Below are 15,764 nucleotides of genomic sequence, written 5' to 3' on the forward strand. Positions count from 1 at the left end.
CGGCTGCAGCGCCACAGCCAGCACCTTGGCAGCCGCAGGCGCGCACGGGAGCGCGGGAGGCAACGAGCGGTCTGTGCACTGGGGAGTCGTCCCGGACGGTGTGTCGAGCGTCCGGGTTCGGTACAGCGGCGAGAGCCGGACCTTCCCGGTGCGGCGCAACTTCTACTCGTTTGAGATCCGCCGAGGCGCGGATGAAACTCCCACCCAGGTCACCTGGGTCCGGACTGACGGCACGACGAAGGTCGTCCCGCGCAGATGAGCTGCGCCTCGCTGATGGATACGTTCGCCGCCCTCGACGGCACCGTCTCGGACCAGGTCCGACGTCGTGATGGTCAAAGACGGCAAGCGAACTCGGGCGCCATGCGCCGGCCGCTCATCAACGCCCGATGTGCCTGACCAAAGGGCCGCAATACGGACCGGCGGTCCGCAGCGTCGGTCACAACCCGGCGTGGCGTGCGAAGTACAGAAGAAGCAGTTTCTACGCCAAGGAGTCGCATGTTTCGTTCGAACGAGCCCACCCCGAGTCAACCAGGCAAAAGCGCCCGGCGGACCGTGCGCGTCGCCTTCGTGACCGGCGTCGCGGCCGGCGCGGGCATCGCGGGCTGCGGCACGGACGACGACGGCGCATCCGCCCCGGGCAACGCTGCCGCGATCAGGACTAGCGCGGTCACCGCGATGGCGACGACTACTCCCAGCCGCACAGCGGTCGTGCCGGCCACCAGGACGACCAGCTCGGTGCCTGCCGCTACCAAGCAGACGACGACGACCGTAGCCGTCACCGACTCGGCGCGGGCTCCGAAGGACGCTGCGGCGCAGAAGCGCATCGACGACCGCGCCTCCGCGCTCAGGCTGCTCCGCCGAGCTGAGCAAACCGTCCGCACACGGATGCCGTCCTGCCGTCCACAGCAGCCCCCGCAGACCCCCGCCACATCCTCAAGCGCGACGCCGAGCCGCACGCTGCTGAGCAGCGTCGCCGCGCTTCGGCAACCTCCTACCACTGCTGACGCCGCGGTGGCCAAGACGCTGCGCGGCAGCCGCGCACTGACCTTCGTGAGGCGTGTCTACACGCGGTACATCCGCGAGCTCGTTCCCGGCGGCAAGGCGCGCTACGCGATCGTGGCCGCGACCGGACGGGCGCCTTCTTGGACCCCGCCCGCTGCCTGCACCGCTGCGACCGGTCGGGAGCTCGAGCGGCTGCTCGGCGGCCAGCCGGCGACCGTGGCGGCCGCTGGCCGCGAGGCATACACGACCAGCCGCCGCGAGACCACTGCCCGCCCGCAAGCCGAGATGGTGCTGTTCTTTACGTTGCGGCACGGCCGGATCTCGACCGGCACCAGCGGCGATGTCGCAAGCCTTCAGGACCGCGGAATCTTCGTCAGCGCCGGTGGCCGGAGAGGCGCACAGCTCACCGGCCTGATCCCTGACGGCGTCGCGACCGTTCAGTTCCGGTTCCCGCGGACCGTCAGCCTCGGCAAGGACTTGCGCCCTCGCGACTTCGGCGCCGCCTACACGCGCACAGTCCACGTCCGCGACAACGTCGTCGATCTCCACGTGCCTCGCCCCGCCGAGTTCGCGCTAAGCGCGACAGCGATCTGGCGCGCCCCCAACGGCGTCTTTGTCAGAACCGTCAAGGGCAGGTAGTACGCGCCTGCAGACCTCCTCGAGGCTGCGCAGTGCGTCCCGCGGTGGTCCTTCGCGTAGAACCGATCCGCCCACGGCGGAGGCGCCCGCGCGGGCTTTGGTCGGCGGTGCCGTCGATCCGGTGATGGCGTCGGAATGCACTCGCCCGATCCACGTCGCTCGTCGCCGCGCACGATGGTCGGTAACCCGCACAGGCCAGCGTCCGGCGGAGGTTCCTCGGCTGGGTCGCAGGTAGCGTGAGGTCGGCAACGCGCGCTCATCGACAGCGCCAGGGCCGCAACTCGCTCATGTCGGCCACGTTCCACTCCACGATGCCTCAGCTCGCGAAGAAGACCACGAAATCGACGATCTGTCTCGTCGCTGTGGCGATCACTGCGGTGACTCATCAAGAAGCGGTAGCGAAGACCGGGCCGGCCCTCCGGCACCTTTCGTTCGCCCAGACGCCTGCAGCCTCAGACGGCAGTCGATACGCGGTGTGGCTCGATCGCAGCGGTCGGGCCGTGATCCTCGACACAACGACTAACAGGCGAAAGACCACCCAGCGGCTGTGTTCCCCCGCACCAGCGGCAGGCCACGCGCTGACACCGGTAGCCGGTGACGGGCTGGCGATCATCGCCTGCGCCCCCGGCGCGACCACCTACCAACGCCTCAACCTCAGGACCGCCGCGTCGTCGCCGCTGAACGTCCCAATCTCCCTAAAGAGGATCACCGCGGCCGGCCGCTACTGGCTCAAAGGCAACGGTGACACCACAGACCCCCGGACCGGAGCGCATGCCGCTGTTGACTTCTTCATCAACCGTGCCACCGGCCGGCTGGTCTCCGAGCGCACCGTCGCCGACGGCTCCAGCACCACGTTGCCGGCCCGCGACCCCGACACTCGATCGCTGGCAGCAATCACAATCAGCACCGAGGCCACACGCATGCTGCTCAGCGGCGCCCCGCTGGACGGCATCCCGTCCAACTCGCTAGTGATCCGCGACCCGCGACGCACGACCAACACCACCGTCAGGACGGACTGCGAGCAACGCTGCGGGGTGCCCTTCGGCCGCGTCGGACGCCTCACCTATGTGCGGTACGCGCTCCAGAAGCCCGTCATCGAGTTCGTGCAGTCCCGCAAACCGACGCTCTCCTGGACGTTTGGACCGGCCTACTCCCAGGTCGGCGGCTCCTCAGCAGACGACGTCAACCTCGAGACCTTCACGGTCCAGCCTGTCCTCACAACCAACCACCTCCTCGCCTCGCTCTACGTAGGCAGCCGAGGCTGGGACATCCGCGCAGCCGATCTGTCCAGATCTCAGCCCCAACCGCAGGGTCGGAGACTCGCTGGTGTCCGGTAGCGGTTGCAAAGAGGACGCAAGGCCACCGCCGTTCCTGGCGGTAGCGTCACGGGCGTGCCCGATCAACGCGTACGCATGTTGCTCTCGGTGCAGCGGGCACTCGTCGGAGCCACATCCCCCGCGCTCTACGGGGTCTGCGCGGATCTGTCGGATGAAGCGAGAATCACGCTCACCTTCTACGTAGCTCCCGACACGACCCCAGATGAGCGCGACGACTTGTCGGTAGTCGGCACGGAGGTCATCGCAGATTTCGCCGACGATTTCACCCTCGAGGAGCACATTCTTGTGGTTGCCGACATCAGTCAACGTCTCGGAACCGTGGGATTCTGGGTGTATCTCCAGCGAGGGTTCCGGACTGACGCCTGAGCATCGCTTTGCGGTGTCCGCTGCGGGTTCGTCAACGAGACGTTCCGCGGCGCTCAGTCAGCGCGGATCGAACCACGGTCGACCATCGGCTATCCAGATGCCCCGGAGTCAAGTCGCGTGTGGTGCCCATCGCGTGCTGCGGGGGGGGGGGGGGCTCAGGCGAGATGCGGACCAGCGGTCTACCGAGCGGAGCCGTGTGCGGCCCGGGCGTGGCCGACAGCGCTCACAGCACCCTGCGCGACGCGCGCGGCGCCCGACGCAACCAAGCGGGCGACGCTAGGCTCCGGCCGTCTGGCCGGAGGTGGCGGGACGGTGCCGGCGGGCACCGCATACGCCCGGCCCCGAAGCTGCTCGAACGCCTGGCTCTCGCTGGCGCGGCTTACGAGCTTGATCTGCGAGCCGTCGGTGAGCGCGATCGTGACGTTGACGACGAGCCCGCGCGAACCGTCCCAACCCATCTCCCCCACGATCCTCGAGCCCTTCGTGCGGCCGACCGCGACGCCCGCGACCATCCCGTAGGGCACCGTCAGGACATGATCGCCGACCATCTGACCCATCGCACGCACGCGGAACAGGTGCACGTCGTGCTCGGTCACAGCGAGCGTCATCCGGGTCGCAAGACCGGTCTCCTGCGCCCGTCGCCGCTCCTGCATGCGCTGCATCGCTGACATCGCGGCGAACGTGGCGACGATCGGCGCCGGAGACAGCTCGCCCGCCAGACCGGCCAGGTAGACCTTGCCGCCTCCGACCGCGGGCCTGACCGACGCGACGGTCTCCACCGGGCGGCCGACCCTGGCGGAGAGCTTCTCGCGCTGCTTGTCCTCGGTCTCTGTGGCGTGGGCCATCTAGGTCAGCATCGGCAGCAGGGGCCGCGAGCGTGACCCGCGCGGGCTGGCGACGTTCACGCGCGTTCAGTCGAGGTTCCGTCGCAGTCACGCCCTCGGACCCCCCCGTAAAGCGTCCAGCGCATCAACCTTCTGAGAAGAGCCGAGCCGAGAGCCGTGAATCTCCGGCCGATGAGACAATCGGCATCCGTGACCATTCAGAGTTCCTCGGAGTTCGCCCGGCTGCGGCAGAGCGAGGACCCCGCCGACCAGCGACGAGCGACCCACGAAGACGCTTCGGTCGATGTGTGGCGAGCGGTCATTGCCGACTACCCCGAACTGCGGGAATGGGTCGCGCACAACAAGCAGGTGTCCGTCGAAATCCTTTGGGAGCTGGCCCACGACCCGTCCGTTCGCGTGCGCTCCTCCGTCGCAATGAAGCGCAAGCTCGACCGGCGCACGTTCGACCTCCTCGCGGCCGACCCGGTCGAGACCGTCCGCTGCCGGATCGGCTGCAACCCCAGAGTGCCGGCGGATCTCGCCGAGCGACTCGCCGAGGACCCTGACGCGTGGGTGCGGGGAACCGTCCGCGAGCGGCTCGGACGGCGGGCCAGTTGAGCTGACCGAATCCGTCCGGTCCGGTTCCGCTTGTCGGGCAAAGGCCCAGCACGGCGCATAGGCTGCGTGCATGCGCACACCGTCAGCGTTGCTCTGCCTGGCAGTCGTTCTGTCTGCAGTCGCTTGCGGCGGTTCCGCGACTGAGCGCCACGGTGGGCTAACCCGTAGCGAGGCTGAGGCCATCGCGCGCGACATCAACACAGGGGATTGCCCAGAGTCAAGGCGGAAGGAGCTCCGGGTTCGGTGTCAGCCGCGATCCGCCGCATGGCGTTGCCGGACCAGCGGCAGCGACGGCTACGAATCGTTAGACGACATCGCGAATAACCTGCCCTTGACCGGCACCATTTGCTGAGGCCGGAGCGGCGCCGGTCGTGCGCAGCGCGAAGGCGAAGCTGCGGCTGCTCCTTCCGCATGAAGGCGGAAGCCTCGGGTGTCCGGTAGCCGTTCCGATCCGGGCGTGTAGGCGTTGACAGCCTCTTGGCCCACCCTCTACGGACTTCACCAGATCCGAGCTGGCGGCAACGGTGGATCGCGCTCCACCCGTGCCGCGTCTGCGCTCACTTGCCAGCCGATCTCATCACCACGCGGCCCACGCACTGTTACGTAGTAGAACGCAACCTTGGTCCCGGTCCGTCGGCGGCGCTCTACCCGGATGACCGTCAGGCTTGAGACGTCGGTCTCAAGGACTTCAGCCGTCGGCCCTAGGGTGGCACGGGCGGCTGCCGTTTGGGCCGGGTCAGTCATCGGCCGATGTTAACCCGCAAGTAGCGCCCGCTGGCGTCTGTTAAGGGTTCCTGGCCGGCCGGGTAGGCGCGGTAGTTTGTTCGCCGTGACGTCCGGCGATCTCATCGTCATGTTCGAAATCGGCCGAAGCGGTGAGAGTGATCTTGTCGTCCCACTGCCGGCCGGCGCGGCGCGCGTCGTGGACGATGTCCAGATCAGGTTCGACCATCAGGGCGCGCTCGGCTGGCATGCCCGGGTGTGCGCCCCTGATGCATCGGTCGTATTGAACTTTCCGTGGTGTGACCACGTGGATGCCATGCTGCGCGGGGAGGTCGCCAACGAGCTCCCGAGCGAGCTCTCTGAAGCCGGGTGGACCGGTCTCGAGCAGGGCTGGTGGGCGTCGATCCAAGTTCGCGGCCAGGACTGTCTGCTGGCGGAGACCAGTCTCGACGCCCTGATCGAGATCAACGGCGCTCCCGAGACGCTCGTGGTGGGCCCGGGCCAGATCGAGGTCTCCGGAGTGCCTGTCATGTGGACGCGAGTGCCACTCGCCGCGTACACCGCCGCGTGGGCCAGCGCCATCGAGCGATGTACTCGGGGCGCGCCTGCCGAATAGAGCTCGCGTCCGATAGGGGTTCCTGTCGGACGGCCCAGCCGGGATGATGTGCGGGTGTTCGCCATCGGCTGGATCTGTGTGCAAGAGGCGGAGTACCCCGACATCGCGGACTACCCGACCTCCGAACCCCGAGACCACGTGATCGCGCTCGTCCGGGCAGCGATCGCACGGCACCTGGACGCCACGTGGCCCGAGTTCGAGCAGGCCGATCTCCGCCACGCGAACGGCACCTGGACCCTCCAGATCAACGCGCATCGCAACCATCGCAAGAGCTGGCCCACGGCGCTGTTCAGCGAGATCGGCGAGCTAGCGGCCGGCTCGTTTGGCCATCTCCACCTGTGGGACGACGAGCACCCGACGGAGGATGAGAGGTTCATGCGCTGGACGATGGTGCACGGAGTTGTGACCGCGGAGGAAGACATCGCCCTTCGACCGGTCGTTGCGCGTTGGTTTGACCGAGTCGACGACGCGAACGAGACCGAAGCCGTCGCCTCGCTACCTCGAGAGTGCCCCGCCTGCCGGCACTCCCTGAGCGAAACCGCGCATCTCGACGGTCGCGACCCCGCCGGCCGGCCGCAGACGGTCGTCCTGTGGGAGTGCCCGCACTGCCGCGGTCGATTCTCGGCGGTCGTCGATCTCACCGACCCGGCCTCGTTGAGCGACGCGGTTCCTCTGCCCTGGACGAGTGAGCTGGGCTGGCCGGGCTGACGCCGCGAAAAGGTGGCCGCCCGGTAAGGGTTTCATTACCGGACACGCGGCGTCGACGTCGTTGACCGGCTGCGGTGGACGGGATGCGTTCTCGGGTAGCGACCCGAACGACGGACGACGCAACCGTCAGCAAATGGTGCTGGTCCGCGGGGCCCCCTCCGCGATGTCTTCCGTGATCGTGTCGCCATCCATTAACTCGGTCGTGCAGCGCCAGGCATCCGGAACGCGGCGGCAACGTACTCGCTTCACCACTCTTGCGGGGCATCGTTCGCCTGACGCCGGCCGCGCATTGATCTCCGCTATCTCGCGTTCGGCCTCCCCGCGCGTATAGCCGACGTACCTATCGTCGTCTCCGCAGCCCACGAGGAGCGCCCCGATCAGCAGCAGCAGCAGCAGTGCCGTCGGCGATGAGCGCATGGTCCAAACCTACTGTCAGCAGCCGGCAGCAGCGCGCGGTCTCCGTCGAACGTCGAGCCCTGACCGATCCGGGCAGCTTGCCTAGGTATCGTCGGCACCGTCCGTTCGGGGTTGCCTATCGCGCAGCGCCTGTCCACTCGTGCGAGCGTCGGTCGACGTTAGGCTCAGCGCATGTCCCGCCGGGCAGCAATCTGTGCGCTCTCGTTGTTGGCTGCACTCCTAGTAGCCGCGGCTGGTTGCGGTTCCTCGGACCCGGACTCAAACGACCGCTCGACCTTGGCGAGCTGCATCCAGACGAGCGGCGTACCCATCGCGCACAAGCGGGCCGATCTTGACTTCACGCGTGACCGCTCCCTCACGCGGCCGACGTTCAGCGGCAGTCGCGAACTGCGAAGCGGCGATTTTGCCTACTTCTACAGCAGTGCACAGCCGCACGCCTACCGCGTCTTGATCATCTTGAACCAGCGTGACAACGGCACGCTGATAGGCGAGGCGCTCCTCAACCCTTCGCGAGCACGAACCGTCGCCTACCTGCGGCCCGACGACGAGCCTCGTGCCGCTGCCCTGGAGCGCTGTGTCGAAAGTGCGGGGCGCGCCAGCTGACGAATCCCATACCACCCGGTCAGGGTTCCGGACCGGACTGCTGGCTAGGTCAGACGCGAATGACCTGGAGGCCGCCCGCGCCCTCCAGCGGTGCGAAGTCGTCGTCTTGGCTGACTACCGGAACTGCGTTGGCCAGGGCGGTCGCGGCGATCCACAGGTCGTTGACGTTGATCCGCCGACCACGCTCGGCTAGATGGACGCGCAGCATGGCCCAGGCCGCAGCGACGTGTGCGTCGACCGCCAGGATCTCGATGTCGGCAACCGCCTCGAGCGTCGCCAGGCGTCGCGCCCTGACGTCGACGTCGGCCGCAGTTAGGACCCCGGCCTGCAGCTCGCCGATGGTGATCGCGCTCACGACGCTCTCGTCCGGGAGCAGATCGGCGAGCAGGGGCCGTCCGGACTCTGAGGCGATGAAGACGCTCGTGTCGAGGAGCCCCCGCGTGGCGGCGGGTGTCACCGGATCGGATCGAGGTCGTCAGTCGTGTCTCCGGCCAACGTCGCCAGGTCGTCTCGCAACCCGGGGTCGGCCTGAGCTACGCCAAGACGGCGGACGAGTTCCGTGCGCCCGATCGGTGTGCGGCGGGCAGCTCGCACCGGAATCAGCTCAGCGACGGGGCGGCCGCGCGATGTGATGATCACCTGCTCGCCGGCCTCGACCCGCCGCAGGACGTCGGCCGTCTGGTTGCGAAGCTCACGAGCCGCGATCTCGGTCATGCGACAAATGTAGCACGACCGTCGCACACGGCAATATGAGGCGGCCGCCGAGCACTCGCCGCGCCCGGTGAAGGTTGGGCTACGGACGGTCGCGGCGTCCGCCGCGTGAACACCTTGTCGACGGACACGCTGGAGACGGTCCTGCGCGTCGTTGCAGGCTCGATGTCGTGCGTGCCGCCGTGCTTGGATAAGCATCATGGTTCCGCGCCATCGCCGCGAAATGTTCTTGATTGTGGGCTTCGGCGTCGCCGCCGTAGCGGTCTACGTCGCGGCGAAGGCAGTGTCCACGCCGTTCAACCAGTGCGACAACATTGCTGGCACGTGTCTGCGCGATCGTCAGATATCGGCCGTGATGCTGGTGCAGTCTGCGTCGGTCCTTCTCGCGTTAGGGAGCTTGGGCGGAGCAGCCGCGCGCTTACGTGGGAAGGGGCCGCGAAAGGCGATAGACGCGGTCCTATCTCTCGCCCTCATCTTTGCCGTCGCATACCTGGCGCTTGACCCGATCGTGCAGTTGAACGACAGCCGCAACGGCTGGCTATCCCGATAAGGAACGGTCGCGGTCAGCGGTGCGTAAGCGACAACGCTTGCACGCCGTCTGTTGAGGTTGGGCTACGGGCGGGCTGAGCAGATCGCCAGCGCTCCCGAGATGCAGCCCGCTTGCGCGCCTCACCGGACGGTACGAGTCTCCCTAGCCAACGATCGCGACCGTCATTCGTCGCTGCGGACTTGGAACCGTTCCGCCCCGCTCACACGAAAAGCCTGAAACGCCTCCGTGGCCTCGGCAGCGGCGATCCATTCCGCGGTCCCACCCACCCATGTAGGCAGGTCGTGCTCGACGTCGCGAATCCCCGGACGGGCCGGCCCGGCACACCCGAAGATGCTGCGCGTCAGGGGCTGAACACCGGCCACTGGAGCGCACGCGATCTCCAGGATCATCGGTATCCGATAAGGCTCGTCGTCCTCGTAGGTCGAGCAGGTCCGGCCGGCACCCAGCACCAGCCATTCGCCTGCAAGACCATCAAACGCGCCGACACGCGCATCAAAGCTGAGCATGTCGTCGTCAATGTCATCGCCAATGCTCTCCATCGGCTCAGCCGCGAAGGAACAAAACACGCGCCAGGCCTCGGGCGCCGCGTTGCCCTGGCCGATCCCACCCTCAAGCACCACGCCGCTCGCTGCGAGCGCGTGAACGAGTGCTTCAAGACCCCCGGCCGGCTCCATCCGGCCAGCCTAACGCGCCGACGCGGCGCCGCTCGCTGTGCCGGTCGTCGTTCGGACCCCCGCGCGCGGCGTCGAGGCGCGCCGTTACCCACCGAGTGCTTGACCGTCCGGTAGGGGTTCCATTCGCGCACGACCGATCCGGCTGCGGGGTCGAGTGGGCTGTGGACTTCGAGGCGGTCACCCCGCACCTGGCCGGCGGTACCCTCATTCCGTGCCCGTTCGGGAAGCATCCGCTCGGCCGACGACTCCCGTCGCTGCGTTCGTGGTGTACGGGGCGCTGACGCTCGCATCGTTCGTGTACTTCAACAGCGGTTCTCGAGGCATCGACGTCTGTCTGGAGAACGGCTACGCGGGCCCGGGGCACCTGTCGTGGTGGCAACCAGGGACAGAGTGCACCGGCGGCGAGCCGCAGATCACCGAGGTGTACCTCAACACCACGTTCGTGGTCGTGCCCGCGATCGTCGTGTTTCTCGCTCTCGCAACGTGGGCCATTCGCCTCGCCCGCGACCCACGCGGCACGCACTGAGGCGCCGGCGTTACACGGCGATCCACTCCCGCGAGGCGTAACGTCCGGTCTGGGTTCGATAGCGGGCATCTACGTGATCGCGGATGATCCACCGGTGTGGGTGTCGAAGCGACGACAGCCTCAACGGGTCCGCGCCGCCGGTCGGTATGACCCGCGGATCCCGCGGGCTACGTATGACGCGGCCGTCAGCTACGGGCAACGGATAGGCGTCCTGCTCGATGCGATCTACGACGCGTGCCCGGACGGGGAGGCCTCACCGGAGCATCTCGGGCGGCTTTCGCCCGCGCACCGAGCGGTGTTCGTCGTCGAGTGGGCGATGAGCGAGATCTACAACGGCACGCTGGATCAGTACTTCTTCAACTCAGCCGGCGACATGGCCGCTGACCTGCCGGCCGCGGCCAGGTTCCTCGGCGCCGATGACTACGCGGCGATCTTCGATGACGCGGTCGCGTTCTTCGATCCGTCGCGCATCACCGACCGCAGTTACCGCCAGGCGCGACTCCGGGAACTCGAGGAGGCACACCGACCCGACGAACTCGGTGAGGTCAACGACCGGATCTACGAGCTCGAGGATGCCGGGCGGATCATCTACCGGCAGATCTGCGAATACATCGACGACCACAGCGGCGTGTTCTTCCGCGACTCGCCGCCCGTTTGAAGCTCGCGGGCGCAGCTTCCCCGAAAGATCAGCGCGCTGTCGCAGGCGCGGCGTGCGATGTACTGCCGACATGCGGCGACATCTGACCGTCGAAGAGGCCGAGTTTGCGTTGCGTCGCGGAGGCAGCGTCGGCGTGTGGCTCGGACCGAGCGAGCCGGTCGCCGACGGCCCCACCGTCGCGTGGGTGGAAATCGCACCGCCCGACCGCCACGAGCACCGGGTGACCGTTCGCTGGTGCCGCGCCATGGACGCTGTCGAGGAGCCCGTGACCTATGACCTGCTTGCGTTGCCGGAGCTCGGACCGGACTACGATCTCGAGCCGTGGGATCCGGGGTTCGACAGCGATGTCGCCGACGGCATCACCCGCCACCAGACACTCACTGCCGCACTGGACACGCTCACGGCCGTTGACCCGAAAGTACCCCAGCGACTGGTCAACCTCAGCGTCATACACGACGAGTACGGCGACTGGGTCCGAGCCGGCCGGCCCGCTTCGAACGCCCGGTGAGGGTTCCCCGATCTCACGCGGCGCCTAAGTGCTGCGGCCGACGCTAGCGGCGCTACAGAAGGTCGCGTTCGGGATCTAGTCCGTCGAGCCCAAGCGTGGTCGGCCAGACGGCTTGGAAGGCTTCGGCTTGCGACAGCATCAGAGACAGCGTCACGTAGAACGCATGCGCGACGCCCTGCGCGAAAGCGTCATCTCGATGGGCTCGTGCATGAGCCGTCGCCTCAAGGGCCTGCTCACGCAGATGAACGCCCAGTTCGCCGAGGTACTGAAGAGGAGCGGTGGATACGGGGCAACCGGCAATCCCGCAGTCGCTGTCGGGATCGTGCTCGAACTCCATGTGAAAACACAGGTAGTGCATCCGGTCGAAGATGTCGTACTGCTCCCGCTCACCACAACGGGTCGTCCGCATCGGACGCAGGCGAGGGTCTGGTCGCTCACGCCCCCATCTTGTCGTGTCTCGCCCAGAGCGGCAGGCCGCGTCCGGCAGGGGTTCCGCTGCAGACGCGACCTCGGCGACGTGCTCGGCGTCTGGGTTGGATTTGAGGTGCCCGGGCGCACCGGCGGATGTTCTCGTCGATGATGGATGTGATGAGCTACGTCTTGCAGCTCGACGCCTCACTCGCGGATCCGGCTGCTGCCGATCTGCTCGTAGCGACGGCAAGCGGCCCCGAGTTCATCTCGCTCGTTCCCGAGAGGCGCTGGCCTCGGTTCACGAGACGGACGCCGAGGCTGTGCTTTGACCCGCGCCAGGCAGACGAGGTCCTCGATGATCAGGCGACCCTGACCCAGGAGGCCTTCACACTCTCGGTTCGCCGCGAGGCGCTCGCTCGGACCGTGGTGCTGCTCGCCGCTGACCTTCAGTCTGAGTGGACGCTGCGCTCTTGCTGGGTCGGCGACAAGGTTCGCGACGAGATCCACGTCACCGCGTACGACCTGGCGGACCTGATCGAAGACAGCGCCGTAGAGCGACATGCCGTGTACCGCGTCACGCCGACGAGCGCTCCACTGCACGCCTTGGCCGAAGCGCTCGCCGAGCTGCGCTCCGTCGAAGCGTCGTTGCCGTCGTTCCCACTGAACGAGGTCACGATCGAGCCGCGCGGTCCCGCGAACGGCACGCTCCGCTGGCGCACGAGAGCGCGACGGCCGGCCAGCGCCTCGACGTACACGGAGGGCGAATGGACCGACGGCGGCTGCTCGCTGGACTGGTCACCGGCACAAGACCTCCTGCTCCAGCCAATCCCCGACGTCGGAGAGACCGCCGGCCCCGCGTTCCTCCCGCGTGCAGACCTTCTCCGCCTCCTCGCCGCGACCTCCGGACAGCCCATCGCCCAGCGAGCCGTAGCAGCCGCGCTCGTCACCGCCCACTTGGATTTCGACCCCGAGAGCCTGTCGCCAGCCGTCCGCCTAGCCAGCACCCATGACTGGGACCGCTTCATCGGCCACCTTCAGCAGCAGGAGTACCTGCCCCAGCTTTACGCCGACGCCCTCAGATCCCACTGAACGCGTCCGCAGGGTTCCCGTGCGGCGCATTCGTTCGCGAGAGACCTCCGGTCGAGGATGATCCAAGGATGGCTGTCAGTTCACGCGTCGAGTACCGGTTCAGCTGGTGGCATCAGGGCGTCTTCCTCTTCGATCGGCTGTACGTATGGGCCGAGGACTGGCCGGAGTACGAGGAAGCGACGACGGAGGGTGCCGTGTTCGGGCAATCGCGCTCCCGGGGCGTGACCTTCATCAGCCCCGGCGGAAGCACGTTCGGTGCTGACGGCGCTCGGTTGGTTGTGGAGGTCTACGACCAGGACCCCGAGCTCCCTCTCGCGGCGGGATCCGACACCGTGGGCGAGTTCGACCTGGACGCGATTTCTGGCGATTTCGCCCTGGAGGAGTCCGGAGGCGGGACGGGTGATTCTCCAGCGGTTCTCGGGACACCTCCGGGACGCTTTCGTGCTCGGTGGTCCGGCTTCGGCGAGGAGGCGGTCGAAGTGCTTGACCGAGAAGGCGGCGACGAGGACGCTGAGCGCCCGGACAGCTACCTCCTCCAGATATGGCCACGGACGACGGACACGGAGATCGCGGTCTTGCGCACCCGGGAGTGAAACCCGTCCGGTCAGGGTTCCGATGTGGACATTCACCGACAGACAGGTCGCCTGTGATCAGTTCTCAGCGATCACGAGCAGAAGCAGGTACGAAGCGCTGCCCAGCGCGACCGCGAAAAGGTACAGGCGCCATGCGCCTTGCGAGTCGTCCGCAGTCGCGACCGCGAGCCCACTGAGTGCGGCTACGACCGCCCCGCCAGCGAGGGCTACCACGATCGCTTGACCGACCTGGCCTATCGGCGAACCTTCGCCGGTCGCCCAAAGGGCATAGCCACACGCCACGATTGCCGCGCTCACCGCCGCTATCCCACTGAGTAGCGTGAAGGCCCTAGTCACAACGCCCAGTATGGCCTGCCCCCTCCTCCTCGGGAGCATCGCACGCTGGCTGTGCCTGACTCTCGAGAATGGGCTCGGTCAAGGTTCCCGCATTCGCCTGCGGGCGGCACGTCACGGGCGACTTATGGTCCGCAGTCGGCGATGGCTCGGCCGATTGCGAACCGCACACGACCGAGCGTCACGCTGTCCGGACGACGACCGGCCACCCGAAACACGCCGTCGCGAACGACTCCCGAGGCTACGACGCGATTGTGCCGCCGCATCTGCACCCGACGCACCCCCGCCGGCACGATCCCGGCAACGCGCACAAGCCCATCGCTGCCGCCATCGCACGGAGACACGACTGTCAGTCCGCGTTTGCCCACGCGAGCAGACTGGTCACACCGCTGCTGCACTGGCTCGCCTCGCCGGCCGCGCACCTGAACGCAAGTGATACGCGGACCGGGGATCACCCACAACCGCGCGGGACGCCTGACCCCGCGGACAAGGTCGTCGCGTAGCACCTCGAACTGCACGTCCTGATCGGCGAGGTCGCTCGGGCTGCGGCCCCGGTCGGCGGCCGACGGAGCCCGCCGCATGATCGGCAAACGCAGGACCGAATCAAGCACGGGCGCGCGACAACGTCGCAGCTTCGCCCGCCCCCACCGTGTGCGGAACACCCCCGCGGAAAGCTCAAGCCGCAGCAACCGCCTGCACAGACGCGGCTCTCCCGAACCCACAAAGCTGCGCCAGGCGCCATCATCGTCCGCAACCGCCGGCTGCTGCAGACGGCGACTTCCTAAGGGGCGAGAGAGCGTTACGCGGTCCCGTGTGACCCTGAGGTCCGAGGTGCAGGCGATCGTCGCGTCCGGCGGCGCGTCCCTGACGTACATCACACCGATAGACACGGCCGCCCCGCCCTCACGAACCAGCGGCTTACCGGCGTGGCCGCCGCAGTGCGGATCCTCGTGAAGGATCGTGACGGTGCGCGCGTCAGCAGAGATGTCGGTCAGCGCCCACGGAATCGCTGGCAGCTGCTCCCGGCTCTCGCCGAGTGACACAGCAGCCGCGCCGGCGATAAGCAGCGCCAGAGCCGGATACAACGAGGTACTCAGCACACGCCGCACAGCGCAAACGGTAGCCCCCTTTCGCGTGACCGGCGCGCCAACGGCTTCGAACCGGCCAGCACCCATCCGCTTGCCAGTGGCCCCGTCGGACGGGCCAGGCGTCCGCGCCCCAGAACCGGACGGTGAGGATCTTCGCGCCGTAGTGGCGAGGACGCCCTGGCACCTGCGGGCCCCGGTCAGGGTTCCCGTACGGCCGCCGCCAACCTGCCCTTGGTGACGGCAACTCGCGGACTGAGGCCGGCGATCCCGTCGGCGTTCCGCGCAACGAGCGCTGATGCAGCCCCCGCCCGTCCGCGGGTACGCTCCGCCACGCATGCGTGCTGCGATACCTGCGACCTGCCTCGTTTTCCTGCTCGTTGGCTGCGGCGGCGAAGACACCGCGCGTGATGCGCCTGATGTACGCGGGACCGATCTGATCGCTGCGCTCGAGACCCTTCGGGCTGCTGGGTACAAGGTCGATCTCTGCGGCCCTGAGTACTCCTCCGGGTTCCTGCGGGACACGGTCACCGATCAGCGAATGACGGCGCCTCGGACCGTTCAGCTCGAGACCGACGACGAGCTCTCAAAATGCGACTCCGGCGACTGACTACTCCCGGCGCGGGACGTCACGCGATTCATCAAGCGCAATCCAGGCGAGGCCCTCTCCCAGCGGTAACCCCCCAGCAGCACCACCCTGCAGCGACGCATCCGCCCGCGGAAACGAGAAAGCTGCTTGAGCCGGTGCAACGTCCGGTCGAGGTTTGGCTGCG

General features: G+C 67.7%; 22 protein-coding genes. 14 read left to right on the plus strand and 8 right to left on the minus strand.

Going from position 1 to position 15,764, the window contains the following annotated elements:
* The first annotated feature begins 495 nt into the window (after positions 1 to 495).
* The 3 genes from DSM112329_RS14380 (at position 496) to DSM112329_RS14390 (ending at position 3,344) form a co-directional block, all read left to right on the plus strand.
* Positions 496 to 1,641, plus strand: coding sequence for a hypothetical protein (locus DSM112329_RS14380; RefSeq protein WP_354697238.1), 1,146 nt, complete (start codon positions 496 to 498; stop codon positions 1,639 to 1,641).
* Between the two features lie 287 nt (positions 1,642 to 1,928).
* Positions 1,929 to 2,978 (plus strand): hypothetical protein, encoded by a 1,050-nt coding sequence (locus tag DSM112329_RS14385; RefSeq protein WP_354697239.1) that lies wholly within the window; start codon positions 1,929 to 1,931, stop codon positions 2,976 to 2,978.
* Positions 2,979 to 3,032: 54 nt separating this feature from the next.
* A complete protein-coding gene (locus DSM112329_RS14390) occupies positions 3,033 to 3,344 on the plus strand; it encodes a hypothetical protein (protein ID WP_354697240.1) in 312 nt (103 codons plus the stop codon).
* Positions 3,345 to 3,523: 179 nt separating this feature from the next.
* On the opposite strand, the gene DSM112329_RS14395 is transcribed toward DSM112329_RS14390, so the two are convergent.
* A complete protein-coding gene (locus DSM112329_RS14395) occupies positions 3,524 to 4,189 on the minus strand; it encodes a hypothetical protein (protein WP_354697241.1) in 666 nt (221 codons plus the stop codon).
* Between the two features lie 189 nt (positions 4,190 to 4,378).
* Between DSM112329_RS14395 and DSM112329_RS14400 the strand changes: the two genes are divergently transcribed.
* From DSM112329_RS14400 to DSM112329_RS14410, 3 genes are all read left to right on the plus strand, one after another.
* Positions 4,379 to 4,786 (plus strand): hypothetical protein, encoded by a 408-nt coding sequence (locus DSM112329_RS14400; protein ID WP_354697242.1) that lies wholly within the window; start codon positions 4,379 to 4,381, stop codon positions 4,784 to 4,786.
* A gap of 829 nt (positions 4,787 to 5,615) precedes the next feature.
* Complete coding sequence (locus DSM112329_RS14405) at positions 5,616 to 6,125, plus strand: hypothetical protein (RefSeq protein WP_354697243.1); 510 nt, start codon at positions 5,616 to 5,618, stop codon at positions 6,123 to 6,125.
* Positions 6,126 to 6,179: 54 nt separating this feature from the next.
* A complete protein-coding gene (locus DSM112329_RS14410) occupies positions 6,180 to 6,833 on the plus strand; it encodes an Imm7 family immunity protein (protein ID WP_354697244.1) in 654 nt (217 codons plus the stop codon).
* A 126-nt stretch (positions 6,834 to 6,959) separates the two neighbouring features.
* Here the strand turns inward: DSM112329_RS14410 and DSM112329_RS14415 are convergent, their stop codons facing one another.
* Entirely contained in the window at positions 6,960 to 7,250 is a 291-nt protein-coding gene (locus DSM112329_RS14415) for a hypothetical protein (RefSeq protein ID WP_354697245.1), read from the minus strand.
* Between the two features lie 171 nt (positions 7,251 to 7,421).
* Here DSM112329_RS14415 and DSM112329_RS14420 point away from each other — a divergent pair, with 171 nt between their 5' ends.
* A complete protein-coding gene (locus tag DSM112329_RS14420; protein WP_354697246.1) occupies positions 7,422 to 7,853 on the plus strand; it encodes a hypothetical protein in 432 nt (143 codons plus the stop codon).
* Positions 7,854 to 7,902: 49 nt separating this feature from the next.
* Here the strand turns inward: DSM112329_RS14420 and DSM112329_RS14425 are convergent, their stop codons facing one another.
* Positions 7,903 to 8,310 carry a type II toxin-antitoxin system VapC family toxin gene (locus DSM112329_RS14425; RefSeq protein WP_354697247.1) on the minus strand — a complete coding sequence of 136 codons (408 nt, stop codon included), beginning with the start codon at positions 8,308 to 8,310 and terminating at the stop codon, positions 7,903 to 7,905.
* The gene (locus tag DSM112329_RS14430; RefSeq protein ID WP_354697183.1) at positions 8,307 to 8,567 is read right to left on the minus strand and encodes a type II toxin-antitoxin system prevent-host-death family antitoxin; all 261 of its coding nucleotides are present in this window, start codon (positions 8,565 to 8,567) and stop codon (positions 8,307 to 8,309) included. Before DSM112329_RS14430 ends, DSM112329_RS14425 begins: the two co-directional genes overlap by 4 nt.
* A 196-nt stretch (positions 8,568 to 8,763) precedes the next feature.
* Between DSM112329_RS14430 and DSM112329_RS14435 the strand changes: the two genes are divergently transcribed.
* A complete protein-coding gene (locus tag DSM112329_RS14435; RefSeq protein ID WP_354697248.1) occupies positions 8,764 to 9,114 on the plus strand; it encodes a hypothetical protein in 351 nt (116 codons plus the stop codon).
* Between the two features lie 161 nt (positions 9,115 to 9,275).
* Here DSM112329_RS14435 and DSM112329_RS14440 read toward each other — a convergent pair whose 3' ends face one another.
* Positions 9,276 to 9,788 carry a hypothetical protein gene (locus DSM112329_RS14440; protein WP_354697249.1) on the minus strand — a complete coding sequence of 171 codons (513 nt, stop codon included), beginning with the start codon at positions 9,786 to 9,788 and terminating at the stop codon, positions 9,276 to 9,278.
* A 211-nt stretch (positions 9,789 to 9,999) separates the two neighbouring features.
* Between DSM112329_RS14440 and DSM112329_RS14445 the strand changes: the two genes are divergently transcribed.
* The 3 genes from DSM112329_RS14445 to DSM112329_RS14455 all read left to right on the plus strand — a co-directional run bounded on the left by DSM112329_RS14445 (position 10,000) and on the right by DSM112329_RS14455 (position 11,480).
* Positions 10,000 to 10,314 (plus strand): hypothetical protein, encoded by a 315-nt coding sequence (locus DSM112329_RS14445; RefSeq protein WP_354697250.1) that lies wholly within the window; start codon positions 10,000 to 10,002, stop codon positions 10,312 to 10,314.
* Between the two features lie 73 nt (positions 10,315 to 10,387).
* A complete protein-coding gene (locus tag DSM112329_RS14450) occupies positions 10,388 to 10,972 on the plus strand; it encodes a DUF4375 domain-containing protein (RefSeq protein WP_354697251.1) in 585 nt (194 codons plus the stop codon).
* Positions 10,973 to 11,042: 70 nt separating this feature from the next.
* Positions 11,043 to 11,480: a hypothetical protein gene (locus DSM112329_RS14455; RefSeq protein WP_354697252.1), complete on the plus strand. Its 438-nt coding sequence runs from the start codon at positions 11,043 to 11,045 to the stop codon at positions 11,478 to 11,480.
* 52 nt (positions 11,481 to 11,532) lie between these two features.
* Here the strand turns inward: DSM112329_RS14455 and DSM112329_RS14460 are convergent, their stop codons facing one another.
* Entirely contained in the window at positions 11,533 to 11,889 is a 357-nt protein-coding gene (locus tag DSM112329_RS14460; RefSeq protein ID WP_354697253.1) for a hypothetical protein, read from the minus strand.
* A gap of 179 nt (positions 11,890 to 12,068) precedes the next feature.
* Here DSM112329_RS14460 and DSM112329_RS14465 point away from each other — a divergent pair, with 179 nt between their 5' ends.
* Positions 12,069 to 12,980: a hypothetical protein gene (locus DSM112329_RS14465; RefSeq protein ID WP_354697254.1), complete on the plus strand. Its 912-nt coding sequence runs from the start codon at positions 12,069 to 12,071 to the stop codon at positions 12,978 to 12,980.
* A gap of 68 nt (positions 12,981 to 13,048) precedes the next feature.
* Complete coding sequence (locus DSM112329_RS14470; RefSeq protein WP_354697255.1) at positions 13,049 to 13,573, plus strand: hypothetical protein; 525 nt, start codon at positions 13,049 to 13,051, stop codon at positions 13,571 to 13,573.
* A 57-nt stretch (positions 13,574 to 13,630) separates the two neighbouring features.
* Here DSM112329_RS14470 and DSM112329_RS14475 read toward each other — a convergent pair whose 3' ends face one another.
* Together DSM112329_RS14475 and DSM112329_RS14480 are read right to left on the minus strand one after the other, a co-directional pair.
* On the minus strand, positions 13,631 to 13,870 hold the full coding sequence (locus DSM112329_RS14475; protein ID WP_354697256.1) for a hypothetical protein: 240 nt from the start codon (positions 13,868 to 13,870) through the stop codon (positions 13,631 to 13,633).
* Positions 13,871 to 14,031: 161 nt separating this feature from the next.
* Positions 14,032 to 15,015 (minus strand): hypothetical protein, encoded by a 984-nt coding sequence (locus DSM112329_RS14480; protein ID WP_354697257.1) that lies wholly within the window; start codon positions 15,013 to 15,015, stop codon positions 14,032 to 14,034.
* A gap of 313 nt (positions 15,016 to 15,328) precedes the next feature.
* Between DSM112329_RS14480 and DSM112329_RS14485 the strand changes: the two genes are divergently transcribed.
* A complete protein-coding gene (locus DSM112329_RS14485; RefSeq protein WP_354697258.1) occupies positions 15,329 to 15,601 on the plus strand; it encodes a PASTA domain-containing protein in 273 nt (90 codons plus the stop codon).
* Positions 15,602 to 15,764: the final 163 nt, after the last annotated feature.

This window comes from Paraconexibacter sp. AEG42_29 (assembly GCF_040581415.1).
Taxonomy (GTDB): Bacteria; Actinomycetota; Thermoleophilia; order Solirubrobacterales; family Solirubrobacteraceae; genus Paraconexibacter.